This is a genomic window from Microvirga ossetica (genome assembly GCF_002741015.1).
In the GTDB taxonomy this organism is placed as follows: domain Bacteria; phylum Pseudomonadota; class Alphaproteobacteria; order Rhizobiales; family Beijerinckiaceae; genus Microvirga; species Microvirga ossetica.
Window position 1 is genome coordinate 965,002 of record NZ_CP016616.1, and the last position, 18,245, is coordinate 983,246.

General features: G+C 66.5%; 21 protein-coding genes and 1 pseudogene. 6 read left to right on the forward strand and 16 right to left on the reverse strand.

Going from position 1 to position 18,245, the window contains the following annotated elements; all coding sequences use genetic code 11:
- Positions 1–2: 2 nt before the first annotated feature.
- Positions 3–170: a hypothetical protein gene (locus BB934_RS46880; protein WP_157934033.1), complete on the forward strand. Its 168-nt coding sequence runs from the start codon at positions 3–5 to the stop codon at positions 168–170.
- On the opposite strand, the gene BB934_RS04505 is transcribed toward BB934_RS46880, so the two are convergent.
- From BB934_RS04505 to BB934_RS04520, 4 genes are all read right to left on the reverse strand, one after another.
- Entirely contained in the window at positions 151–4,011 is a 3,861-nt protein-coding gene (locus BB934_RS04505) for a baseplate multidomain protein megatron (protein ID WP_099508559.1), read from the reverse strand. The two genes, BB934_RS46880 and BB934_RS04505, sit on opposite strands and share 20 nt — an antisense overlap.
- Positions 4,011–4,439 (reverse strand): NlpC/P60 family protein, encoded by a 429-nt coding sequence (locus BB934_RS04510; protein ID WP_099508560.1) that lies wholly within the window; start codon positions 4,437–4,439, stop codon positions 4,011–4,013. Before BB934_RS04510 ends, BB934_RS04505 begins: the two co-directional genes overlap by 1 nt.
- A gap of 164 nt (positions 4,440–4,603) precedes the next feature.
- A complete protein-coding gene (locus BB934_RS04515) occupies positions 4,604–5,494 on the reverse strand; it encodes a DUF2163 domain-containing protein (protein WP_099508561.1) in 891 nt (296 codons plus the stop codon).
- Positions 5,495–5,779: 285 nt separating this feature from the next.
- Positions 5,780–6,418 (reverse strand): DUF2460 domain-containing protein, encoded by a 639-nt coding sequence (locus BB934_RS04520; protein WP_099508562.1) that lies wholly within the window; start codon positions 6,416–6,418, stop codon positions 5,780–5,782.
- Positions 6,419–6,497: 79 nt separating this feature from the next.
- Here BB934_RS04520 and BB934_RS04525 point away from each other — a divergent pair, with 79 nt between their 5' ends.
- Positions 6,498–6,743 carry a YdcH family protein gene (locus BB934_RS04525; RefSeq protein ID WP_099508563.1) on the forward strand — a complete coding sequence of 82 codons (246 nt, stop codon included), beginning with the start codon at positions 6,498–6,500 and terminating at the stop codon, positions 6,741–6,743.
- A gap of 68 nt (positions 6,744–6,811) precedes the next feature.
- Here the strand turns inward: BB934_RS04525 and BB934_RS04530 are convergent, their stop codons facing one another.
- Positions 6,812–7,498 carry a phage tail tape measure protein gene (locus BB934_RS04530; protein ID WP_099508564.1) on the reverse strand — a complete coding sequence of 229 codons (687 nt, stop codon included), beginning with the start codon at positions 7,496–7,498 and terminating at the stop codon, positions 6,812–6,814.
- 145 nt (positions 7,499–7,643) lie between these two features.
- Between BB934_RS04530 and BB934_RS04535 the strand changes: the two genes are divergently transcribed.
- On the forward strand, positions 7,644–7,937 hold the full coding sequence (locus tag BB934_RS04535; protein ID WP_099508565.1) for a hypothetical protein: 294 nt from the start codon (positions 7,644–7,646) through the stop codon (positions 7,935–7,937).
- Between the two features lie 42 nt (positions 7,938–7,979).
- Here the strand turns inward: BB934_RS04535 and BB934_RS04540 are convergent, their stop codons facing one another.
- From BB934_RS04540 to BB934_RS04565, 6 genes are all read right to left on the reverse strand, one after another.
- On the reverse strand, positions 7,980–8,135 hold the full coding sequence (locus BB934_RS04540; RefSeq protein ID WP_335645604.1) for a phage tail assembly chaperone: 156 nt from the start codon (positions 8,133–8,135) through the stop codon (positions 7,980–7,982).
- 2 nt (positions 8,136–8,137) lie between these two features.
- Positions 8,138–8,521 carry a gene transfer agent family protein gene (locus BB934_RS04545; RefSeq protein WP_099508567.1) on the reverse strand — a complete coding sequence of 128 codons (384 nt, stop codon included), beginning with the start codon at positions 8,519–8,521 and terminating at the stop codon, positions 8,138–8,140.
- A 157-nt stretch (positions 8,522–8,678) separates the two neighbouring features.
- Positions 8,679–9,089 (reverse strand): phage major tail protein, TP901-1 family, encoded by a 411-nt coding sequence (locus BB934_RS04550; RefSeq protein WP_099508568.1) that lies wholly within the window; start codon positions 9,087–9,089, stop codon positions 8,679–8,681.
- Between the two features lie 417 nt (positions 9,090–9,506).
- The gene (locus BB934_RS04555) at positions 9,507–9,917 is read right to left on the reverse strand and encodes a DUF3168 domain-containing protein (RefSeq protein WP_099508569.1); all 411 of its coding nucleotides are present in this window, start codon (positions 9,915–9,917) and stop codon (positions 9,507–9,509) included.
- Positions 9,914–10,249, reverse strand: a complete 336-nt coding sequence (locus BB934_RS04560; protein WP_099508570.1) for a phage head closure protein — start codon at positions 10,247–10,249, stop codon at positions 9,914–9,916. Before BB934_RS04560 ends, BB934_RS04555 begins: the two co-directional genes overlap by 4 nt.
- A 188-nt stretch (positions 10,250–10,437) precedes the next feature.
- Positions 10,438–11,004, reverse strand: coding sequence for a head-tail connector protein (locus BB934_RS04565; protein WP_099508571.1), 567 nt, complete (start codon positions 11,002–11,004; stop codon positions 10,438–10,440).
- A 24-nt stretch (positions 11,005–11,028) separates the two neighbouring features.
- Here BB934_RS04565 and BB934_RS04570 point away from each other — a divergent pair, with 24 nt between their 5' ends.
- Both BB934_RS04570 and BB934_RS04575 read left to right on the forward strand, forming a co-directional pair.
- Entirely contained in the window at positions 11,029–11,781 is a 753-nt protein-coding gene (locus BB934_RS04570) for a S1 family peptidase (protein WP_099508572.1), read from the forward strand.
- A 132-nt stretch (positions 11,782–11,913) separates the two neighbouring features.
- Positions 11,914–12,711, forward strand: coding sequence for a S1 family peptidase (locus BB934_RS04575; protein WP_099508573.1), 798 nt, complete (start codon positions 11,914–11,916; stop codon positions 12,709–12,711).
- A 322-nt stretch (positions 12,712–13,033) separates the two neighbouring features.
- On the opposite strand, the pseudogene BB934_RS04580 reads toward BB934_RS04575, so the two are convergent.
- The 4 genes and pseudogenes from BB934_RS04580 to BB934_RS04595 all read right to left on the reverse strand — a co-directional run bounded on the left by BB934_RS04580 (position 13,034) and on the right by BB934_RS04595 (position 15,733).
- Positions 13,034–14,272: pseudogene (locus BB934_RS04580) on the reverse strand (phage major capsid protein).
- Positions 14,273–14,414: 142 nt separating this feature from the next.
- Positions 14,415–14,618 carry a hypothetical protein gene (locus tag BB934_RS04585; RefSeq protein WP_099508574.1) on the reverse strand — a complete coding sequence of 68 codons (204 nt, stop codon included), beginning with the start codon at positions 14,616–14,618 and terminating at the stop codon, positions 14,415–14,417.
- A gap of 109 nt (positions 14,619–14,727) precedes the next feature.
- Complete coding sequence (locus BB934_RS04590; protein WP_099508575.1) at positions 14,728–15,264, reverse strand: HK97 family phage prohead protease; 537 nt, start codon at positions 15,262–15,264, stop codon at positions 14,728–14,730.
- Positions 15,265–15,532: 268 nt separating this feature from the next.
- Positions 15,533–15,733: a hypothetical protein gene (locus tag BB934_RS04595; RefSeq protein ID WP_099508576.1), complete on the reverse strand. Its 201-nt coding sequence runs from the start codon at positions 15,731–15,733 to the stop codon at positions 15,533–15,535.
- 272 nt (positions 15,734–16,005) lie between these two features.
- Here BB934_RS04595 and BB934_RS46885 point away from each other — a divergent pair, with 272 nt between their 5' ends.
- On the forward strand, positions 16,006–16,155 hold the full coding sequence (locus BB934_RS46885) for a hypothetical protein (RefSeq protein ID WP_157934034.1): 150 nt from the start codon (positions 16,006–16,008) through the stop codon (positions 16,153–16,155).
- Between the two features lie 32 nt (positions 16,156–16,187).
- Here the strand turns inward: BB934_RS46885 and BB934_RS04600 are convergent, their stop codons facing one another.
- Complete coding sequence (locus tag BB934_RS04600) at positions 16,188–17,363, reverse strand: phage portal protein (protein WP_099508577.1); 1,176 nt, start codon at positions 17,361–17,363, stop codon at positions 16,188–16,190.
- Between the last annotated feature and the right edge of the window lie 882 nt (positions 17,364–18,245).

Consider the following 18,245-nt stretch of genomic DNA (forward strand, 5'->3'; position numbering starts at 1 on the left):
GGATGGGCTCCGAGAAGGGCATGGAAAAATCGGTGGTGACAACACCCTCCCATGTCATCGCCGACCTCGTGCCGGTGATCTCGATTGGAAGAGCGCAGCGCTTTTCGGATCGGGATGGCCGGGACGAGCCCGGCCATGACGTGGCGGATGTCAGCGCACGGGAAACGTGACGAGCCGTTCGAAGCCGCGTCCGGCAACGGCGCTCATCTGCACGACGCGAAAGCTGAGCGCGGATTGCGGCGCGCCGAAATCGGCGATCTCCTCGGCAGCGCCAAAGAGAAGCGAGGCTTGCGCGCTCGTGAGCGTCCGCACGACCACGCCGGCCCTGAGAATGTCGATCTCGTAGCTTTCCGCATCTTCGGCAAGCGGAACGTCGATGGCGTCCCATCCGTCGCCGTTAAGGCGCGTGCGGCGGGTCCATGCGAGGCGGATGCCCGCCGCCTCGCGCTTTGCCGCGACCTGCACGGGAGCAAACGGCCGCAGCGCCTCGCGCGGCACCGTCGCGACGATCTCCGTGACGGACGCATCCGCGTGGTCGCGACCGGAGGGACCGATCCGGTAGCGCCAGGTCTGGCCGAGATCCTGCAGGTTCGTTGTCAGAGGTGCGACGGCCTCGTCGAGCTTGACCAGCAACGCCCCTGCGGGCACCGTGCGTGCGGCCTGAGGCTCCGAGCCCGCAAGGCCGCGCAGGCATCGCGAGAGGCGATAGCTGCGCTCGCCGATCAGCTCGGCCCGCGCGGCGGAAAACATTTCCCAGCGGCCGTCGGCGCCCTGCAGCGCGAACAGATTTCGCCCTGAAAGCGCCGCCTCGTCATCGATGGAGCTCAGCGCGCCGGAGGACAAGGTGACGTCGAGCACCGCCCGCGGATCCCAGCGCCAGAGTGGCCCTGGCATGAACGTCGTCGTCGTCCGCCCGACCAATGCGGGAAGATCCAGGATGTGATAGGGCGCATAGCTCGCGCCGTTGCCGGAACGCCAGATCGTCATGGCACCCGGCCACGGATTCGCCGCGACCGCCACATATTGCAGGGCGGCGGGATCGCCCAGCGCCACCGGCAGATCGAGCACGACCGCGAGCGGCTTGCCGGGCACCGGCGGCGGACGCTTCACCGGACGCGGGATGAAGGAGCCCGGCCGCTCGAACACGGCGGGCTCCACCGCGCGCGTGCTGAGCTTGCGCGTCGCCCCGTCGGCGATGCGCACGATGCGATGCAGCTTCTCGCCCGCATCGGTCGGCACGGCGATCACGTCGCCCGGCTCGAGCTCGATGCGCCGGGGCGACAGCTCGAACTCGGCGCTTTCGCGCCCCGCCCACTGATCCTGCAGCCAGGTATCGGCGAGGCGCTGCGCCTCGGCGCGGCGGGTGACGACGGCGCTGTCCGCCCTCGCCTCCCGCCGGCTCGCGCCGGACAGGCGGCGCGAGGCCACCGCGGCGCGACGGTAATCCGTATCGCCTTCGGTGAAGCCCACCTCCACCTGCTGCGGCAGCTCGGTCTCCTGCGCGCGGGTAAGCTTGAGCGACGGCTCCTTGTCGCCGAGCACGAGATTATCCTTCGTCAGGTGCGCGACCGCGCGACCGCCGCGGCCCTGCCACGCGACGGCGCCGCCACGCGCCACCGCATCGACGCCGAACAGGCGCAGCAGCGGCTCCAACGCGCCGCGCACGGACATCGGCCTGTCGATCACATAGCCGTCGACGAAACCGTCGACGGGAATGGGACCTGGATCGGCAAAGCCGAAATCGCGCAGGATGCGCACGATCAGCCGGTCGAGCGTCGCGCCTTCGATCCGGCCCGTGATCCAGTGGCCGGTCTCCCAGTTGGCGCCGTCCGACCACACGATGTCGAAATCGGGGAAGGCGGGAAACGGCCGTGCATCCCAGGCCCAGACGAAGATGTTGTCCGGGTCCACCATGCGCCCGTTATAGGATGTCGAGGCCGGATTGTACTCGGCCGCAAAGCCGCGCTGGGCCGGGTCGAAGCGGGAGAGGATCGCCTCCAGCCCGCGCGCCTGCACGAGATCGTCGCGCACGCCGCGGGAGAACGGCGGATAGGCCGATTCCGAGGATTTCGGGTCGGGAAAGACGTTCGGTCCGTTCGGCCCCTTGTCGACGGCGGGAATGCCGATCTCGGTGAGCCAGATCGGCTTCGATTGCGGCTGCCATGCGGTCGCGCCGATCTCGACGCCGTTTACGCGCTCCGTATGCCGGTTCGACCACCAGGAGACGAGATCCTTCTGCCGGAAGACCCACGGCTTGCCGTAGGCTCCGTCCGTGATCGGCCGGCGCGTCTGCGCATTGCGCTCGGATGAAGTGGCATAGTACCAGTCGAACGCTTCGCCGCTGCCCAGCCGCCCGCGCAGGTAATCGACGTCGTTGACGCTGCGCGCCGATGCCAGATCGGCATGGTTCGGCGCATCGCGCCAGTCGGAGATCGGCGGATAATAATCGATCCCGACCGCATCGATGTCGTCGTCGGCGAAAAGCGGATCGAGGGGGAAGCGCACCTCGCCGCCGCCGTCGAGAACATGCGCGCCGTATTCCGTCCAGTCGGCGGCATAGACGATCTTCGTCGACGCGCGCAGGATCGCACGCACCTCCGCCGCCAAGGCCCGCAGCCGCGCGACCGCCGGATAGACGCCGGAGGCCGAGCGCACGCGCGTGAGGCCGACGAGCTCGCTGCCCAGGATGAAGCCCCGGACGCCTCCCGCCTCCTCCGCAAGATCCGCATAATGCAGCACCATGCGGTTGAAGCCCGCAGCCCGCGTGAACCAGCGTTCGACCTGCGTCGCCGCTGCACTGGTGCCGTCGGGTGTGCCGGCCCTGCCCGGCGCGGGATCGCAGGTGATGCGCCCGCGCCAGGGATAGGGCGGCTGGCCGGTTCCGCCGTGGGGATCCGGCAGGGAGTTGCCGGCGGGCACGTCCATCATCACGAAGGGATAGAGCACGACGTCGAGATCGCGCTCCTTCAGATCCTTGATCAGGCGTTTGACGGATTCGTCGGAGGGCGTGCCGCCATAGGCAGGCGAGCCGTCGGTGAGGGACACCGCCTTCGCGTCCTCGCGCGTCAACCCGGCCACGGACCAGGTGGCGCCGTCGGTATTCTTGGTCTTCACGTCCACCCGCGGCTCGACGAGGCATGAACCGGCGCGCAGGTCGTCGCCGAACCAGCTCACCACGAGCGATACGCGTTTGAGGTTGGGGCACAGGGCCTGCAGCGCATCGAGGGAGGCCGTCACATCGCTCGCGCGCTGCCATTGATGGCGGTTCTCGGGTCTCGTCTTGCCGAGATCGAGCACCTGCATCACCGGTTTCACGTCATACCCGAACTCGCTCGCGCCCGGAATGAGGCAGACCGCGCGCACCATGCGGTTGAGCCCGTCGACGGGGCGGATCACCTCGAAGGAGAATTGCGGCACGCGGTTGCCGAAATCGGCGAGCGGCAGGCGCTCGAACACCACGTAGGCGAGCCCGCGATAGGCCGGCGCATATTGCACGCCCTCCTTCGCCACGATCAGCGGATCGGCATCTTGAGTCTCGCTGCCCGCATGCACGCGCATGGCGATGGTGCTGAGATCGAGCTCGCGCCCATCGGCCCAGACGCGGCGGATGAAGGCGATGCGGCCCTCGCACAGGCCGACCGCGAGATTGGCGAAATAGGAATAGGTGGTGGTGACGGTCTTCGGCCCGCCGCCCATGCCCTTGCCGCCCTGGCTGGAGCGGTCGACATCCGTGTTCACCGCCTCCTCCAGGCGCGTCGCCCAGATGAGTTGGCCGCCGATGCGCGCACGCCCGTAGACCCGCGGGATCGGCGCGCCCTCGGTGGAGGTGAGCCCGTCGATGTCCTTCAGGCGCGGCCCCTCCACATGCCTCGTGGCATCGCCGCCGAGAAGCGCGTTGTCGATGGCCGCGCCCGCGAGCGCGCCGAGCGCCCGCCCGGCCATCGCCCCCACTGGCCCGCCGATCATGCCGCCGACGACGGAACCGACTGTTTGCAGAACGATGGTGGCCATCAGACTGTATCCGGAAAGCGGAATGCATGGGAAAGGTGGCGCCGCCACCAGGGACGGAACGCGACCTCGGCGACCGACGCGCCGTCATGGGCGTGGATCATGGTATCGGGCGACGTTGCGACGGCGCAGTGCTTGGCGGGCATGGTCTCGCGCCAGCGGAAGAGCAGCACGTCGCCGGCCTGGACTTGCGCGCACTCGATCTCGACGAGATGCTTTCGCGCCGCCGCGACGAGCGTGTCGGCTCCGGCTTCCGCCCAATCGGGCGAGTATGGCGGCGGCAGCTCGGGCTTCGTGCCCATGACCTCTCGCCAGATCCCACGCAGCAGTCCGAGGCAATCGCAGCCGACGCCTTTGAGCGAGGCCTGATGACGGTAGGGCGTGCCGATCCACGAGCGGGCTTCGGCGACGATGAGATGGGGCTGGGGCATGATTCAAAGGTCGCTTGCAAACAAACAACCCTCATCCTGAGGAGCCGCGAAGCGGCGTCTCGAAGGAGGATCCAGAGAATACTGGAGACGCCTCGTCCTTCGAGACGGACCTGACGGTCCTCCTCAGGATGAGGCTGTGGAGAGGTTGGGGTTATCCGTGGTCATCACCTGAAGAAGCTCCCGCCATCCAATCCTGGCTCGCCCTGCTGCGGCATGCGGATGATGAAGTCGTTGCCGGGCATGTGCGGGAAGCCGCGGAAGTTGACGGCGTTCGCGAACTTCTTCCGGCACGTAGCATGAGCCTTGTCGCAGCCCGCCGTGACGCGGAACGTATCGCCGACCTTGATCGCCTGCGGCGCGCGCTGCCACAGGTCGAACTCGTCCGTGCCCGAGGCGGCCCGGTGAACCTTGATCTCGACGGAGATGCCGGCATTGTCGCCACTGACCCAGGTGAGTTTGCCGGCCTTGCACCACCCGTCCGCAAAGCCGATGCCGGAGGCGGCGATGGTCAGGGCGCCGTCGGTGCCCGTGACCGTTCCCGTGTCGGAATAGCTCGACGAGGAGAGATTGATGCCGCAGCGCTCGTCGCCGAGATCGGCCGAGCAGGTGGCGCGAAAGAGCCGCCCGCGCTCCTCGTCGAAGCGGTGCATGAGCCCGCGCACCTCCGCGACGAAGCTGCCATCCGTGCGCTTGATCTCGCCGATGGAGCCGATATCGAGCAGTACGCGCTCCTCCACGTTGCTCCAGTTCACGAGCCAGGTTTCCACGCTCGCATCGTCGTAGAGGCCCGATGCGATGTCGTCCTCGGTGATGCCGGCGGAGACGAGCGCGCCCGCGACCTCGCCGCCGCCGACGGCGAAGCCGAGTTCGACACTTGCCTCCGCCGCTTCGAGGCCGGAACGCGCCGCATAGGTCGTGCCACCGATGACGAGATCGCGGTCGTGATCGGTGAAGCCGAAGGCGGTGCCGTCGCGCCGGACGAGCCTCCAGCAATGACAGAGCGTCGTCGCGCCGTCGGTCAGATGGGCGGCGAGGTTTGGGGGGATATTGCGCATGATCGCTTGTTTCAGAGGTTGGATTTCGAACTGGGAAGCCCGGCGCTGTCATCCCCGCGCCGGCCGGGATCCATAGCCGCGACGGCTCAAGACAATACGAGCGCGTGTGGCTCTGCATCGTCAGCGTTTATGGATCCCGGGCTCCGCTTACGCGGCCCCGGGATGACAGTCCTGTGTCAGCCTCACGTCATGGCCGGGACTGGCCCGGCCATCCCGACTAGAAAAAGCGTGGCGCTTCACGGATCGAGATCACCGGCACGAGGCCGGTGATGACGTGGAGAGGGCTCATGGAACGATCTCGATCAGCGGGATCTGCGGGATGCCGCCGGCGTCGAAGGTGGAGAGGTCGATGTCGAGCTCGTCCGTGTCGAAGCGCACCGGGACGTCGAAGGCGAAGCCCGCGGTGATGACGGCGCCGCCAGGCGGTGCGGCGACGAAGGTCACGAGGCCGGTCGCGGGATCGCAGTTGACCTGCGCGCCCACAGCCTGCTCGATGCCGTTGACGGCGACCCGCACCGTGCCGCCCACGGGCTTGACGATGGCCCTGCTGTAGGGCGCGAAGGACGAGCCGTAGGCTTTCACGAGCGGGAAGCTCCGGCTCTGCCCGTCGCCGGTGCCGATGCGCTGGTCGAGCGGCGTCGGCTCGCGCGAAGGCGGGCCGGAGCGCCAGTCGGTGCGGTCGCGGAAGCGGAAACCGTAGAGTCGGCCGCGCCGCTCCTCGAAGAAGGCGATGACGCTGTGCAGCGCATCGAGCGTGCGGATCCCGAGCCCCGCATCGTAGCGGCGGCGCGAGCCGGACCAGCGGCTGTTGCGATGCTCGCGGCCGGAGGCGAGCGTGACGATATCGGTCCGCCGCACCGGCCCGCCTCGGCTGCCGAGGCTGACATCGAGCGGAAAGCGGACCTCGTGGAAATCGGAGGCCATGATAAGTCAATGTTCCTGAAACGAAAGAATGGGGGTGGCGTTGACCCCGGAAAGCCCCCCATCAAGGAGACGGCAGGCGATGAGCAACGCTCCCAACGACCTCGCGGCAGACTTTCCCGACAAGCGCGACCGGATTCACCAGCTCAAGACCAGCGACAACCGCTTCGCGCGGCTCTACGACGAGTACAACGAGCTGAACCGGACCATCCACCGGGTCGAAACCCGGGTGGAGCCCCAGACCGACGAGGCCGAGGAGGAGCTCAAGCGTCGTCGCCTGCAGATCAAGGACGAGATCATGGCGATGCTCGACCGCCCGGGCGGCTGAGCGAAACGGCCGTTAATTATCCATGCACCTCATCCTCAGGAGGTTGTGGTTTGTAATAGGCGCAGGTCTTACATCCCGCGCTGGCCCCGCGCCACGGCCCGGGCCAGGGCGGCGGAGACCTGCGCCTCGGAGCGGCGGAAGCTGTCCGCATCCGGCGTGGTGACGTTCACGATCACCGAGACCGGCCGCCCGCCTCCGCCCGTGCGAACGCCGAGCCGCCCATCCGGCCCGCGCGCCAGCGGCATCACCGCCTCCGCGCCCTGCTCGCCCATGAGGCCGAGCCCGCGCTCGAGCGGAAAATAAGTCGGCGCGCCGATCACCCCGCCTTTCGCGAACGGCATCAGCATGCCGCGCGAGACCACGCCGCCCTTGGCCAGAGCAGGGCCGCCGGAGCCGAACAGGGAGCCGAGAAGAGACGACAAACCACCGCTCAGACTTTGCCCCGCCCCGGACAGATCGGCCCCCATCGGCAATGCATTGCCGAACAAACCTGCCATCAGTGTTTGCATGCCACGGGTGAGCGCCATCTGTAGTGGAGCCATGGCAGCCTTAAGGGCAAATTCCGTGAATGTCCTGCGCACATCTTTTAGAACGTTATCAAATTTCTTGCCCTCCGAGATATTCTTTGCGAATGCATTCGACAAAGACTCGCCGAAACGATCGGAAAGACCGATGAGCGTATTGAGCTGCTGTACAGCCTGCTTCTTGTCATCTCGAATCTCGTCGAGTTTCTGCTTGAAAGGGTCATCTGGCATAATGGCCTCACTTCCATCTTTCTTATCGAAGGTTAAGCTGACCCTAGCCGTGCTCGCGCTATGCGCGCAGGGCGCCTGTGTCAGCGCCCCGCCAACGAGGTCGATCTACAAGACACCCGGCCTTAGCTCCGCTCAAGTGAGCCGGATGTACGACGAATGCCTCTACGAAGCGAAAAAGGCGACAGCATCGGCAAGCACGAAAACGATCGTGGGGTACAGGCAGTTCGAGCTTTACAACATGTGCTTGAAACTGAAAGGCGTCACGTATGTTGGCGACATCACGATGTCCGATGAAAAATGGAAGCCTATTTTCGAGCATTGCAAGGCAGAAGCAAAATCGGACGTTTCCGGTCGCCCTGCCTCGCATCAACGGGACGATCTGCAGGAGGATCTCGCAGTCGCATGCTTCAAGCGGAAAGGCGTGGTCTTCCATCAGTGATGCTTTCGAGTCTTGAGAGGAAGCACCCCGGAGCTGCTTTCACTAGTCCGGAAAAGCCTCCATCAACCGCCTGAGATCGCCGCTCGACGCAGGCTCGTTCGTTCGCCCGCCGCACCATCCCTCCCAGGCCGCCAGCAATTCGCGCGGCGTCGCGCGCCAGAAGGTTTCCGGGCTCCACCGCAGGATGCTCAAGCCCAAGATCAGCGCGTCATCCCAGGGGAAGGCGTGAGGCTCGCGCTCGCCTCCTGGGATAACGGAGGGTTTGGTGCGGCATCGCCTCCGCCGAAGGTCGTGACGAGAAGATCGGCAAGCGCCGTTGCCACGGGCTCGATACCCTCGTGCAGCGGCAGGTTCGCCACCTCCGCATCGCTCATTGCATGACCGCCGCCGCGCAACGCAATGGCGAGCAGCGTGAGCAGGTCGCGGGTCTTGAGACGCCCCGTACCGAAGCGTTCGGCGACCGCCATGAGATCCTGCACGCCGAACGCATCTTCGAGTTCCGCGAGCGCGCCTAAAGTGAGGCAGAGGGTGTAGCGCATGTCGCCGAGCTGCAGCGCCACCTCGCCCCGTCGTCTGTTGGGCATTGATTGTCCTTCGTTTTCCCAGCTGTCATCGTCATGGCCGGGTCTGTCCCGGCCATCCCGATGCTGAAAAGCACCGCGCTTCTCCGATCGAGCTCACCGGCACAAGGCCGGTGATGACGTGGGGAGTGTTATTCCCGCTGCACCGATACGCATTCCGCTACATCGCCACGAACGCAAGCGCACCCGCCGACTCGAACGCCATCTCGAAAGTCACCTCGGCCGCATGGTCGCCGCGATATTCCAGGCTCGTGATCTGGAACGGGCCTTCGATGCGGCCGAAATCGGGAATGACGACCTGATAGGTGAGAATATCGCCGTCGAAGAAGACTTGGCGCATGCGCGCGTCGGAGGCTTCGTCCTTGAACACGCCGGAGCCGGCGATCGACGCGCGGCGCACGCCGGTACCGGCCAAAAGCTCGCGCCAGCGCCCGGCGGATTCCGCATGGGTCACGTCCACGGTCTCGGCATTGAACACGATCTGGCGCGTGCGCAGGCCCGCCACGGTGACGAAGCCTGTGCCGCCGTCACCGATCTTGATGAGCAGGTCCTTGCCCTTCTGAGCAGGCATGGGATGTCCTTTGTTGTGAGGGAAAGAAGAGGGTCCGTGTGTTGAGCCGTGCTCTTCCCTCCCCCTTTGCGGGGAGGGACGAAGGGTGGGGGTTGGAAAGTCAGAAAGCTGCATCCGATCCAGCAAGCATCGGCGCAGCTACAGCCCACCTCTCCCCCGGATCTCGGATGTTTCCGAGATCCGTTTTTGTCGTGCAAGTCGGGAACACCCGACTTGCAGGGGGAGAGGTCGAGCTCAGCGAGGGTGAGCGGAGAGCGCTCTCCGGATAAGGCTGTAACCCCTCACCCGGACCTACGGTCCGACCTGTCCCTCAAGGAGAGGTGAACCTGCGCATCGCTTCGCTTTCGTTCACCCAGTCATACCACCCCCACCCCTGCCCCTCCCCGCAAGGGGGAGGGAATAAGCGGCACCATCTCGTCACGCTACCTCCGTCACTGCCCGCAGGCTCAAGGTGACGCGGGTGAGTTGCGTGTCCTTGTCGCGGGCGGAGGAAAGCGCGGTGACGCGCAGGTTGACGAGGCGGTGGCCCTCGAGGAAAAGCGGCGCATCGTCGAGAAGCGCGGCGAAACGCTCGGCGACGGCGAGCGCCGTCCGCGCCCCGCCCTTCTCGGACCATACGACGAGGCTCAGGCTCTGCTCGTGGCCGCGGTCGAGATCGGTCGACCAGTCGCTCGCGCTCACGTCGCCGAGAAGCGCATAGACCGGCTCGGCGGCGCGCGGCGGTTCGTGATAGAGACGTAAGGATCCGCCCATGAGCGCACGCAGATCCGCGTCAGCGGAGGCCGCATCGAGGATCGCGCGGCGCAAGGCCAGGACCGGGCTCGTCATGCCCGCATCTCCTCGACGAGGCAGACGAGATCGCGCTTCGATCCGTCGGGATCGGCGACCGCGCGGATGGCGAAGCGGCGCAGGCCCGAAGTCAGGCGCATGGCGCCCGTCACGCCCTCGCGATAGCGCAGGGTGATGCGATGCGTCAGGCTCTGCTCGGGCCGATCGGCGCGCACGCGCTCCGTGCCGGAGCGCATCTCGATAGCGCCCCAGAGCTGCGGGCCCGGCGCATAGGTGCGGATCACGCCGCCGAACCCGTCGGGCTGTTCGAGCGGCAATTCGAGCACGAACCGGCGCGCCCGCGCGCCGATGGAAAGGGATTTGGTTTTCATGGCAATGTCTTTGGGATGGAAGTCAGATTCCCATTGTCATTCCGGGGCGAGCGTAGCGAGAGCCCGGAATCCATAAACGCGACGTCTCAAGAAAGGGCGATCAACGTCGCGCCTCCTTCTGCAATGGTAGCGGTTATGGATCCCGGGCTCCGCTGCGCGGCCCCGGGATGACAGCGGAAAAACAATCACTACAACCGCGCCCGTTGAAACGGCGCGACAAGGCTTAGCGCTTCGAGCGGGAGGATCTGCTCGCCCGCAACATCGCCGCGGTTCTCGAACCAATGGGCGACGAGGATGCGGATCGCGAGCCGCAACGTCGCCGGCACCGCCTCGGCCGTTGCGCCGTAGCCCGCGCGCAGGGCGATGGAGATGCCGTTGCGCTTTCTGCCCGGCTGCACCGGATCGAGCACGACGATGCGCGGCGGGTCGCTCATGAGATCGGCCTCGAACGCATCGGACGGCAGGTCCACAGCCGTGCCGGCTGCATCCGTCACCGCGATGCGCTCCACCGCGATCAGCGGCGAGAGCGGCAGCAGAACCGTCCCGCCGGCGGGCCAGCTTTCGAGCACCACGCGCCATTGCTGCTCGATCAGGATCCGCCGCGAGGCCGCCTCGACGGTCAGGCGGGCGGCCCTGACAAGGCCCGCGATCAGCTCGTCCTGCGTGCCGTCGTCCTCATCGACACGTAGATAGGCCTTCATCTCGGCAAGCGTTACGGGCTCGACGGCGGGGCCTCCGATGAATATGGGAATCATCTTGAACAGGAATCCTTCGAAGTCATGAAACGTCTGGTCACGCTCTGTCTTGCGCTTGCCTATGCCTTCGCCCTCGGCGCGCCGGGAGCGAACGCCATCGTCGGCGGCGGAGAGGACGACGGTCCCCTCGCCCGCGCGAGCGTGATGGTGTTGAGCTCGAACGGCGGCGTCTGCAGCGCCGTGGTGCTGGCGAAGGACGTGGTGCTCACCGCCGCCCATTGCGTCACGGGCGCCGCCGAGCACCGGGTGCATTTTCGCGATGAGGCCGGCCAACCGGAGCTGATCGTGCCCGCCGCAAAGGCGGTGCATCCCGGCTACAACGCGAAAGCCATCGAAACCCGGCAGCGCTCCGTCGATCTCGCCCTGGTGCGCATCCCGGAGGCCCTGCCCGGCCGTTTCGAGCGGGCGACGCTGACCGCCGCGAAGGTCGCCGAGAATACGCCCGTCGTCGTCGGCGGCTACGGGCTGTCCCGCGAGGGCGATGCGAAGACTTCCGGCACCTTCCGCACGGCGTCCCTGACCGCGGTCGAGCCCTACGGCCCGAGCCGCATCCTGCTCTGGGCGGAAGGATCCGGCACGGCGAGCGCCTGCCAGGGCGATTCCGGCGGGCCCATGGCCTCCGGAGCGGCGGTCGCGGCGATCACGAGCTGGTCCTCGCCGGCCAGGGGCCGCAGCTGCGGAGGCGTGACGCAGGGCATTCTGGTCGGCCCGCAGCGCGATTGGATCGACCGCACCCTGAAAGGCTGGAACCGGGCAGCCTTGTGGGCCGGGAACTAGCTCCTTCGACAGCAGGCCGGTCACTATCATGCCTTTGTGCCGCCGTTAGAAAATCATAAGGGAACGGAACTATCGTGAAGACCGAGTTCTTGCCTTACGTTCCCCGTCCCCCCCTCACGGCATCGGAACCCCATGCGCGCCCTGCCCGTCCTCGCCCTTGCCGTCACCACCCTTTTCGCGCAGCCGGCCTGGGCGATCCTGCAGGGCTCCGCCTCGAGGGATCCGAACGGCTTGAGGCGCTCGGTCGTCTCCATCGAGAATTCCCTCGGCGAGCTCTGCTCGGGCGTGATCGTCGGGCCGGATCTCGTGCTCACCGCCGCCCATTGCGTGACGGATCGCGCCGCCTACCGGGTCGGCGCCCTCAGCCGGGGATTCCGGCCGCAGCGCTTCAACGTCGCCGCGCTCGCCATCCATCCCACCTTCGTGCCGGGCACGACGCCGCGCACGCAGCCCGGCATCGATCTCGCCATCCTGAAGCTCGATCGGCCGCTCGGAGCGGAATACATGCCGCTCGATCCGGCCCAGGCGGGCCGGATCGATGTCGGCGACAACGTGACGATCGCCGGCTTCGGCGTGCTGAACGAGCGCGCACGGCGCACGGCCCGCACGCTGCGCCAGACCAACCTGGTGTCGCTCGGCCCCATCGAGGTCGCCAACCGGGTGCTGATCGTGGTCGACCGCAGCCGGCTGGCGGAGACGACGGGCGCCGGTGCCTGCCGCGGCGATTCCGGCGGCCCGATCCTTGCGACCACGTCCGCGGGCTACCGGCTCTACGGCATCACGAGCTGGTCGAGCGGACCGCTGCGCAGCCAGCGCGCGAGCGCCTGCGGCGGCCTGACGGCCGTCACCCCGATCGCCGAGCACCTCCGCTGGATCACGTCGAGCATGCGTAGTCTCGACTCGGCCAACGGGTCATGGGCGGGGAATTGAACACCTTTGTCCCGTAATCTCCACGTCATGGCCGGCCTTGTGCCGGCCATCCCGATAGGGAAAAACGCCGCGCCTTTCGCATCGAGATCACCGGCACGACGCTGACCAAGACCTGAAAGCGCACAACACTGTCATTCCGGGGCCGCGCAGCGGAGCCCGGAATCCATAAACACGACCTCCCAGGAAGGACGGGCAGTGTCGCACCTATTTCTGCATCGTTAGCGATTATGGATTCCGGGCTCGCACTAAAAGTGCGCCCCGGAATGACAGCGTGAGGGGGTCATTCCCAACCGCCTTAAGGCCAGGGGATGACAACCGAGCCTTACGCCGCGAACTTCAACAGCTTGATCGCCGCGTAGTCCTGCACGCCGCCGCCCACGCGCTTGGTGGTGTAGAACAGCACGTAGGGCTTGGCGGAATACGGATCGCGCAGCACGCGCATGCCGGCGCGGTCGACGATCAGGTACCCGCGCTTGAAATCGCCGAAGGCGACGGCGCATTCATTCGCCGCGATGTCCGGCATGTCCTCCGCCTCGACCACGGGAAAGCCCATCAGGGTCGCTGACTGGCCGAGGCTCGCGGGCGGCGACCAGAGATACTGGCCGTTGTCGTCCTTGAAGCGGCGGATCGCGCTCTGCGTCTTGCGGTTCATGACGAAGCAGGCGTTCTGGCGATAGCCCGCCTTCAGGGTATAGATCAGGTCGACGAGCACATCGGACGGATTGTCGGCCGGGAAGGTCGCCCCGCCGGTATTCACCGTGCCGAGCCGTCCCCATTCCCAGATCTCCTCCTCGACCTGGTCGACATCGAGAAAGCCCTTCGGCTTGTTGACGCCGTCGCCGTTGACGAAGGCGGTGCTTTCCTGCTCGGCGAAGGCGGCCTCGACCTCCTCGGCGATCCAGCGGTCGATATCGACCACCGCGTCGTCGAGCAGGGTCTGGGTCGCCGCCGGCATGGCATAGAGCTCCATGGCCGGAAAGCTCATCTCGGACAGGGTCGGGCTTGCGGTCTGCGGCCGCGCCGCCGTCTCGCCGACCCAGCCGCTCGCCGGACCCGTGGTCGAGAAGGCACGCTTGTACTGGCCTCCGGAAATCACCCGCACAGAGGAGATGGCGCGGATCGGGGAGACGGCGGAGAGACGGCGCAGGACCTCGCTCTCGACAATGCCGGGCACGAGATAGCCGCCGTCAGGGCCGGAGCCGGCGGAGAGCGCCTTCTCCTCGAGCCGCTTCAGGCCGGCGGCCTCGCCGGTGCGGATATAGGAATGGAACGCCGCCTTGTGCTCTCCTTTAGCCGGATCGCGCGCGGCGTCGGCGTCGCGTCCGAGCGGCGGACGCGAGCGGTCGAGAGAAAGACGGTCGAGGCGGCGCTTGGCGTCGTCGAGCGCGGTGTCGATGCGGGCGAGCTTCTCGTCCGTCACCACGTCGCCGGAGAGCCTCGTCTAGATCTCGGACAGACGCGTATCGTTGGCGTCCTTGAAGGCCTCGAAGGCCCGGGCGAAATCCTCGAACGCCGAAGCGACGTCGTCGGATGCGGATTTGGTTTGAACAACTGGGATCATCACAATCAATCGGTTTGAAAGATATTGCTTGGAACAAGCATCGGGTGGCCCCTGACGGCGGGGTTTGCTTTCAGGTCCGATGCTCCAACGAAAAAGGCCCGCCGGAGGGCGGGCCCGTTTATTTCCCCGTTAAGGGGAACGCTTACATGCGCCGTGCCGTGTTGCGCGCCGACCGTGCAACCGTCGGTCCGGTCACCGCACCGACTGCACCGCCGGCGACAGCGCCGACAGGTCCCGCCACAGCTCCGACGCCTGCGCCGACCGCAGCGCCGCCGACCCGCTCCTCCGTGGTGGTGCAGGCAGCCGCCGCAAGACCAAGGAGCGCAACGAAAGCAAGCTTCTTCATGAAAACCTCCCAAGACGCGCGGAGACAAGACACCTTCCGGTTCAGGACAGGGCCCGCAGCCTTCCGCATTCTTGCGGGCGATCTGGTAACGCGCTCCCAAGGACTAGGTTCAGGAAAATAGTCGAACCGCCGCCTTGCGGATGCTGGCGGCGAGCCGGGGCGGGGTCTCTTTCACGGTCTCGACGCGCGCATCCGGCAGCATCGGGAAGGTGACGACGGAGATCTCCCACAGGTCGAGCTTCTCGAGGCGCCGCAGCCCGGTCGGCCGCTCGGCCCTTGCGCGCTCAACCCGAAAGCCGATGGAGAGCCCGTCGACGGCGCCGTCGCGCATGAGGGCGTGGATTTCCCGCGCACGCTCGACGGCGAGGTTGAGCTTGCCGCGTACGCGTAAGCCCCGACGGTCCTCCTGGATGAGGATCCAGCGCCCGATGGGCTGTGCCGGATCGTGCTGCCAGAGCAGCCGCACGTCGCGCACGCCGCGCTTTTTCAGGCTGTCGGCGAAGGCGCCCGGCATGACTACATCCTTGCCGAGATCGGCGAGGCCGAACAGGCTGGCATAGCCTTCGAAGACGCCGTCGGCATCGACCGCGCTCGGCGGCTCGGCCAGGAACTTGCGCTCGCGGACCGTCGCAAGGACGGGCTTCATCGCAATGCTCCGCGCGACGGCCTTTTGGCGCCCGCATCCAGCCTTTCGAGCTGGCGCACGAAATCGCGGAACACCAGCGCATCGTGCGGAAAAGTGGATCCGGTTTTCCGCGCCCAACGATGCGCCGGCAAAGAGAAGGAGCATCGGATAGATCCCAAAAGTGCGGTGCACTTTTGGGTCCGATGCTTTAGCGCAGCGCGGTGCTGCGCCTGGTGCTGCCCCTCCCGCGCGGCCCTGGGCCGGCGCGGGACGCGGGGTGTGGAACGGATCATGGGGAATCTCCGGAATGGCGGCGGTTGAAGAGCGAAAGCTCGCGCACGAACGCATCGAACCGGCGGTTGGCCGCGAACAAGTCGCGCAGGGTCATGGCAAGCAAGGTGGACGCTCCGCTTGCCCAGACGAACAGGGCAAGATGGGCAAGATCCCCGCGCCGGATGACGGCCTCGGTGATCTGGTCGAGTATGTTCATGATTTGTTCTCGCGAAAGAACTCCGTTGGAGGGTAGAGATCCGTGAGGAGCGAATGGCTTTGGCAGCACCGACGCGGCGTGTCGGCATGGTTTCAGGGCGGCATCCCGGACCGCGTGAGCCGTTCCGGGATCATCCGCCGACGAAGCGTTGAAGCTCAACGCTGTCATCCCCGCGCAGGCGGGCATCCATAACCACAACGTTTCAAGGACTGGCGAGCGGCGTTGCGCGTCGTTCTGCAATGTCATCCCGGGGCCGCGCAGCGGAGCCCGGGATGACATTGCAGAACGACGCGCGATTCCGGATCTGCGCTTCGCTCGCCGGGGATGACATTCACCACGTCATGGCCGGCCTCGTGCCGGCCATCCCGATCATGTGGAGCGACGCGCTTGTTGGATCGAGATCACCGGCACGAGGCCGGTGATGACGTCGAGGATGCGGTGACAGCTATCGCTTTTATCTCCGCCTCCCCTTCGCAGCCGTCGCACGCCCGTACCCCACCGCCTCACGCTTCTCGTCGTCGCTCAAGAAAGCCGCCGCCGACACGCGCCGCCAGAGGCTCTCGCGTTCATCGGCGAGCGCCTCGATGGCGTCGAGGTCCGGCTCGAGTGCAAGCGTTTCGCCGAAAGCCGGCGCCAGCCAATGGGCCAGCGATTCCGCCGTGCGCTTCACGAGCGGGATGATCGTCTGGCGGTAGAAGGCGCGGTTGGCTTCGGCATAGTTCGCATGCGTGCTGTCGCCGGGAAGGCCGAGCAGCAGCGGCGGCACGCCGAAGGCGAGCGCGATCTCGCGTGCGGCGGCGGCTTTCGCTTCGACGAAGTCCATGTCCTTTGGCGAGAGCGAGAGCGGCTTCCAGTCGAGGCCGCCTTCGAGCAGCAGCGGACGGCCGGCATTGCCGGCGCCCTGGTAATTCACTTCGAGCTCGGTTTTGAGCCGGTCGAACTGCGCGTCGGTGAGGCTCGCGCCGCCGACGACGAGCGCGCCGGAGGGACGCGCGGCGTTGTCGAGCAGCGCCTTGTTCCAGGCGCCGGCCGCGTTGTGGATGTCGAGGGCGGTCGCCGCCGCTTCCATCGGCGACAGGCCGTAATGATCGTCGGCCGGATGGAACAGGGTGAGATGCAGGATCGGCGGCGGCGCGTCGTCCTCGCGGATCGCGAAGCGCACGCTCTGCGTGCCGACCGCATATTCATAGGCAGCCGGCCACCCGTCGGCATCGGGCACCACGCGCATGCGGTCGGGACGCAGCGCATGGAGTTCGTGCGGCGCGCCGTCGAGGCTCACCGCCTCCACATAGGCGTTGCCCGAGACCATGAGATGGCCGTAGAGGCTCTCGAGGAAACGCTGCCCGCCCTCGCGCGCATTGGGCCTGGCGAGCAAGGCAAGAAGCGCGTGCTCGGACAGTTCCCGGCCTCCGGCCTTGAGCACGAGCGGCAGCGCCGCAGCCGCCTCGCTCACCAGCCGCACGGCGCGGTGCACGATGGCGTTCTTCTGAAAACCCTCGCGGGAGAGCGCCGCATAATCGCGCGGCGTCCACACGGCGCGCCCGGCGACGTAGAGCGCGATCGCGCCCTGCGCACGCGAGGCCTTGGCCTCGGGCGGGGCCTGCAGCCAGCGGGTCAATCGGTTGAGCATGGGGAGGCTCCTGCCCTGGCGGGGCATTAAGGAGATAAAATTCAGGCACAAGGCCAGTGGTGACGTGGGAAGCGCACAACACTGTCATTCCGGGGCGGCTCGTCAGAGCCGGGCCCGGAATCCATAATCACGACGCATCAAGCAAGAGCGTGTGGCGCTCCGCTTCTTTCTGCATCGTCAGCGGCTATGGATTCCGGGCTCCGCTGCGCGGTCCCGGAATGACACCCGTTCTGCAAGTGCAAACGGCAAAGCTGCCTCCCGGCGATTCAGATTGGCGACAACTTCCGCAGAGGGTGATGAAGACGGAGGCAGTTTCGGCCGTTTCGTCATTGGGGCGTCACATGCCTTAGGGTAATATTTAGATGTTGCAGGGGCATACCCGACGACATTCACGCGCCAGCCGAGCTGGTTTCCCCTTCGGCTGGCGCGACCATCGGTTTTTCGGGCTCTGTCGTCCTTTCCTATGGGGACGACATGAGGCAGATGGCGGGGCGGGTCGGCACGGATGGACTGCCATCCGCCCCAGCCCTGCAGCGAAAAGACCGCACCTTCCTCATTCTTCGAGCGCCGTCCTCCTCATCCCTCTTTCGCGCCGCGATGGCCCGAAAGGCTCACCCCATGAGGAGCGTTGAGGATCCGCGGCCATGGCATAGCTTCATTGAACGTGACTCCATTTCTTGCCCCTACGGGAGTCACGGCGCCCCGGCCGGAGATGTGCGTGAACATCATCCTTCGGCTGGGGCGTTCTTATGCCTCGGCGATGTTCAGACCTTCACTCTGCCTCCGCTATATGACCCCTCATTCTGAGGAGCAGACGTAAGTCTGCGTCTCGAAGGAGTTTCCAGAGAGCACTGGATCCTCCTTCGAGACGCCGCTTTCAGC

Excerpts from the sequence above, each read along its gene's own strand:
- BB934_RS04550 (WP_099508568.1), bottom strand. The coding sequence starts at position 9,089 with ATGCCTGCTCAGAAGGGCAAGGACCTGCTCATCAAGATCGGTGACGGC.
- BB934_RS04510 (WP_099508560.1), bottom strand. The coding sequence starts at position 4,439 with ATGCCCCAGCCCCATCTCATCGTCGCCGAAGCCCGCTCGTGGATCGGC.
- BB934_RS04505 (WP_099508559.1), bottom strand. The coding sequence starts at position 4,011 with ATGGCCACCATCGTTCTGCAAACAGTCGGTTCCGTCGTCGGCGGCATG.
- BB934_RS04530 (WP_099508564.1), bottom strand. The coding sequence starts at position 7,498 with ATGCCAGATGACCCTTTCAAGCAGAAACTCGACGAGATTCGAGATGAC.
- BB934_RS04600 (WP_099508577.1), bottom strand. The coding sequence starts at position 17,363 with ATGCTCAACCGATTGACCCGCTGGCTGCAGGCCCCGCCCGAGGCCAAG.
- BB934_RS04590 (WP_099508575.1), bottom strand. The coding sequence starts at position 15,264 with ATGAAGCCCGTCCTTGCGACGGTCCGCGAGCGCAAGTTCCTGGCCGAG.
- BB934_RS04515 (WP_099508561.1), bottom strand. The coding sequence starts at position 5,494 with ATGCGCAATATCCCCCCAAACCTCGCCGCCCATCTGACCGACGGCGCG.
- BB934_RS04535 (WP_099508565.1), top strand. The coding sequence starts at position 7,644 with ATGTACGACGAATGCCTCTACGAAGCGAAAAAGGCGACAGCATCGGCA.
- BB934_RS04585 (WP_099508574.1), bottom strand. The coding sequence starts at position 14,618 with ATGAAGAAGCTTGCTTTCGTTGCGCTCCTTGGTCTTGCGGCGGCTGCC.
- BB934_RS04525 (WP_099508563.1), top strand. The coding sequence starts at position 6,498 with ATGAGCAACGCTCCCAACGACCTCGCGGCAGACTTTCCCGACAAGCGC.
- BB934_RS04570 (WP_099508572.1), top strand. The coding sequence starts at position 11,029 with ATGAAACGTCTGGTCACGCTCTGTCTTGCGCTTGCCTATGCCTTCGCC.
- BB934_RS04545 (WP_099508567.1), bottom strand. The coding sequence starts at position 8,521 with ATGCCCAACAGACGACGGGGCGAGGTGGCGCTGCAGCTCGGCGACATG.
- BB934_RS04555 (WP_099508569.1), bottom strand. The coding sequence starts at position 9,917 with ATGACGAGCCCGGTCCTGGCCTTGCGCCGCGCGATCCTCGATGCGGCC.
- BB934_RS04575 (WP_099508573.1), top strand. The coding sequence starts at position 11,914 with ATGCGCGCCCTGCCCGTCCTCGCCCTTGCCGTCACCACCCTTTTCGCG.
- BB934_RS04565 (WP_099508571.1), bottom strand. The coding sequence starts at position 11,004 with ATGATTCCCATATTCATCGGAGGCCCCGCCGTCGAGCCCGTAACGCTT.
- BB934_RS46885 (WP_157934034.1), top strand. The coding sequence starts at position 16,006 with ATGACATTGCAGAACGACGCGCGATTCCGGATCTGCGCTTCGCTCGCC.
- BB934_RS46880 (WP_157934033.1), top strand. The coding sequence starts at position 3 with ATGGGCTCCGAGAAGGGCATGGAAAAATCGGTGGTGACAACACCCTCC.
- BB934_RS04560 (WP_099508570.1), bottom strand. The coding sequence starts at position 10,249 with ATGAAAACCAAATCCCTTTCCATCGGCGCGCGGGCGCGCCGGTTCGTG.
- BB934_RS04595 (WP_099508576.1), bottom strand. The coding sequence starts at position 15,733 with ATGAACATACTCGACCAGATCACCGAGGCCGTCATCCGGCGCGGGGAT.
- BB934_RS04520 (WP_099508562.1), bottom strand. The coding sequence starts at position 6,418 with ATGGCCTCCGATTTCCACGAGGTCCGCTTTCCGCTCGATGTCAGCCTC.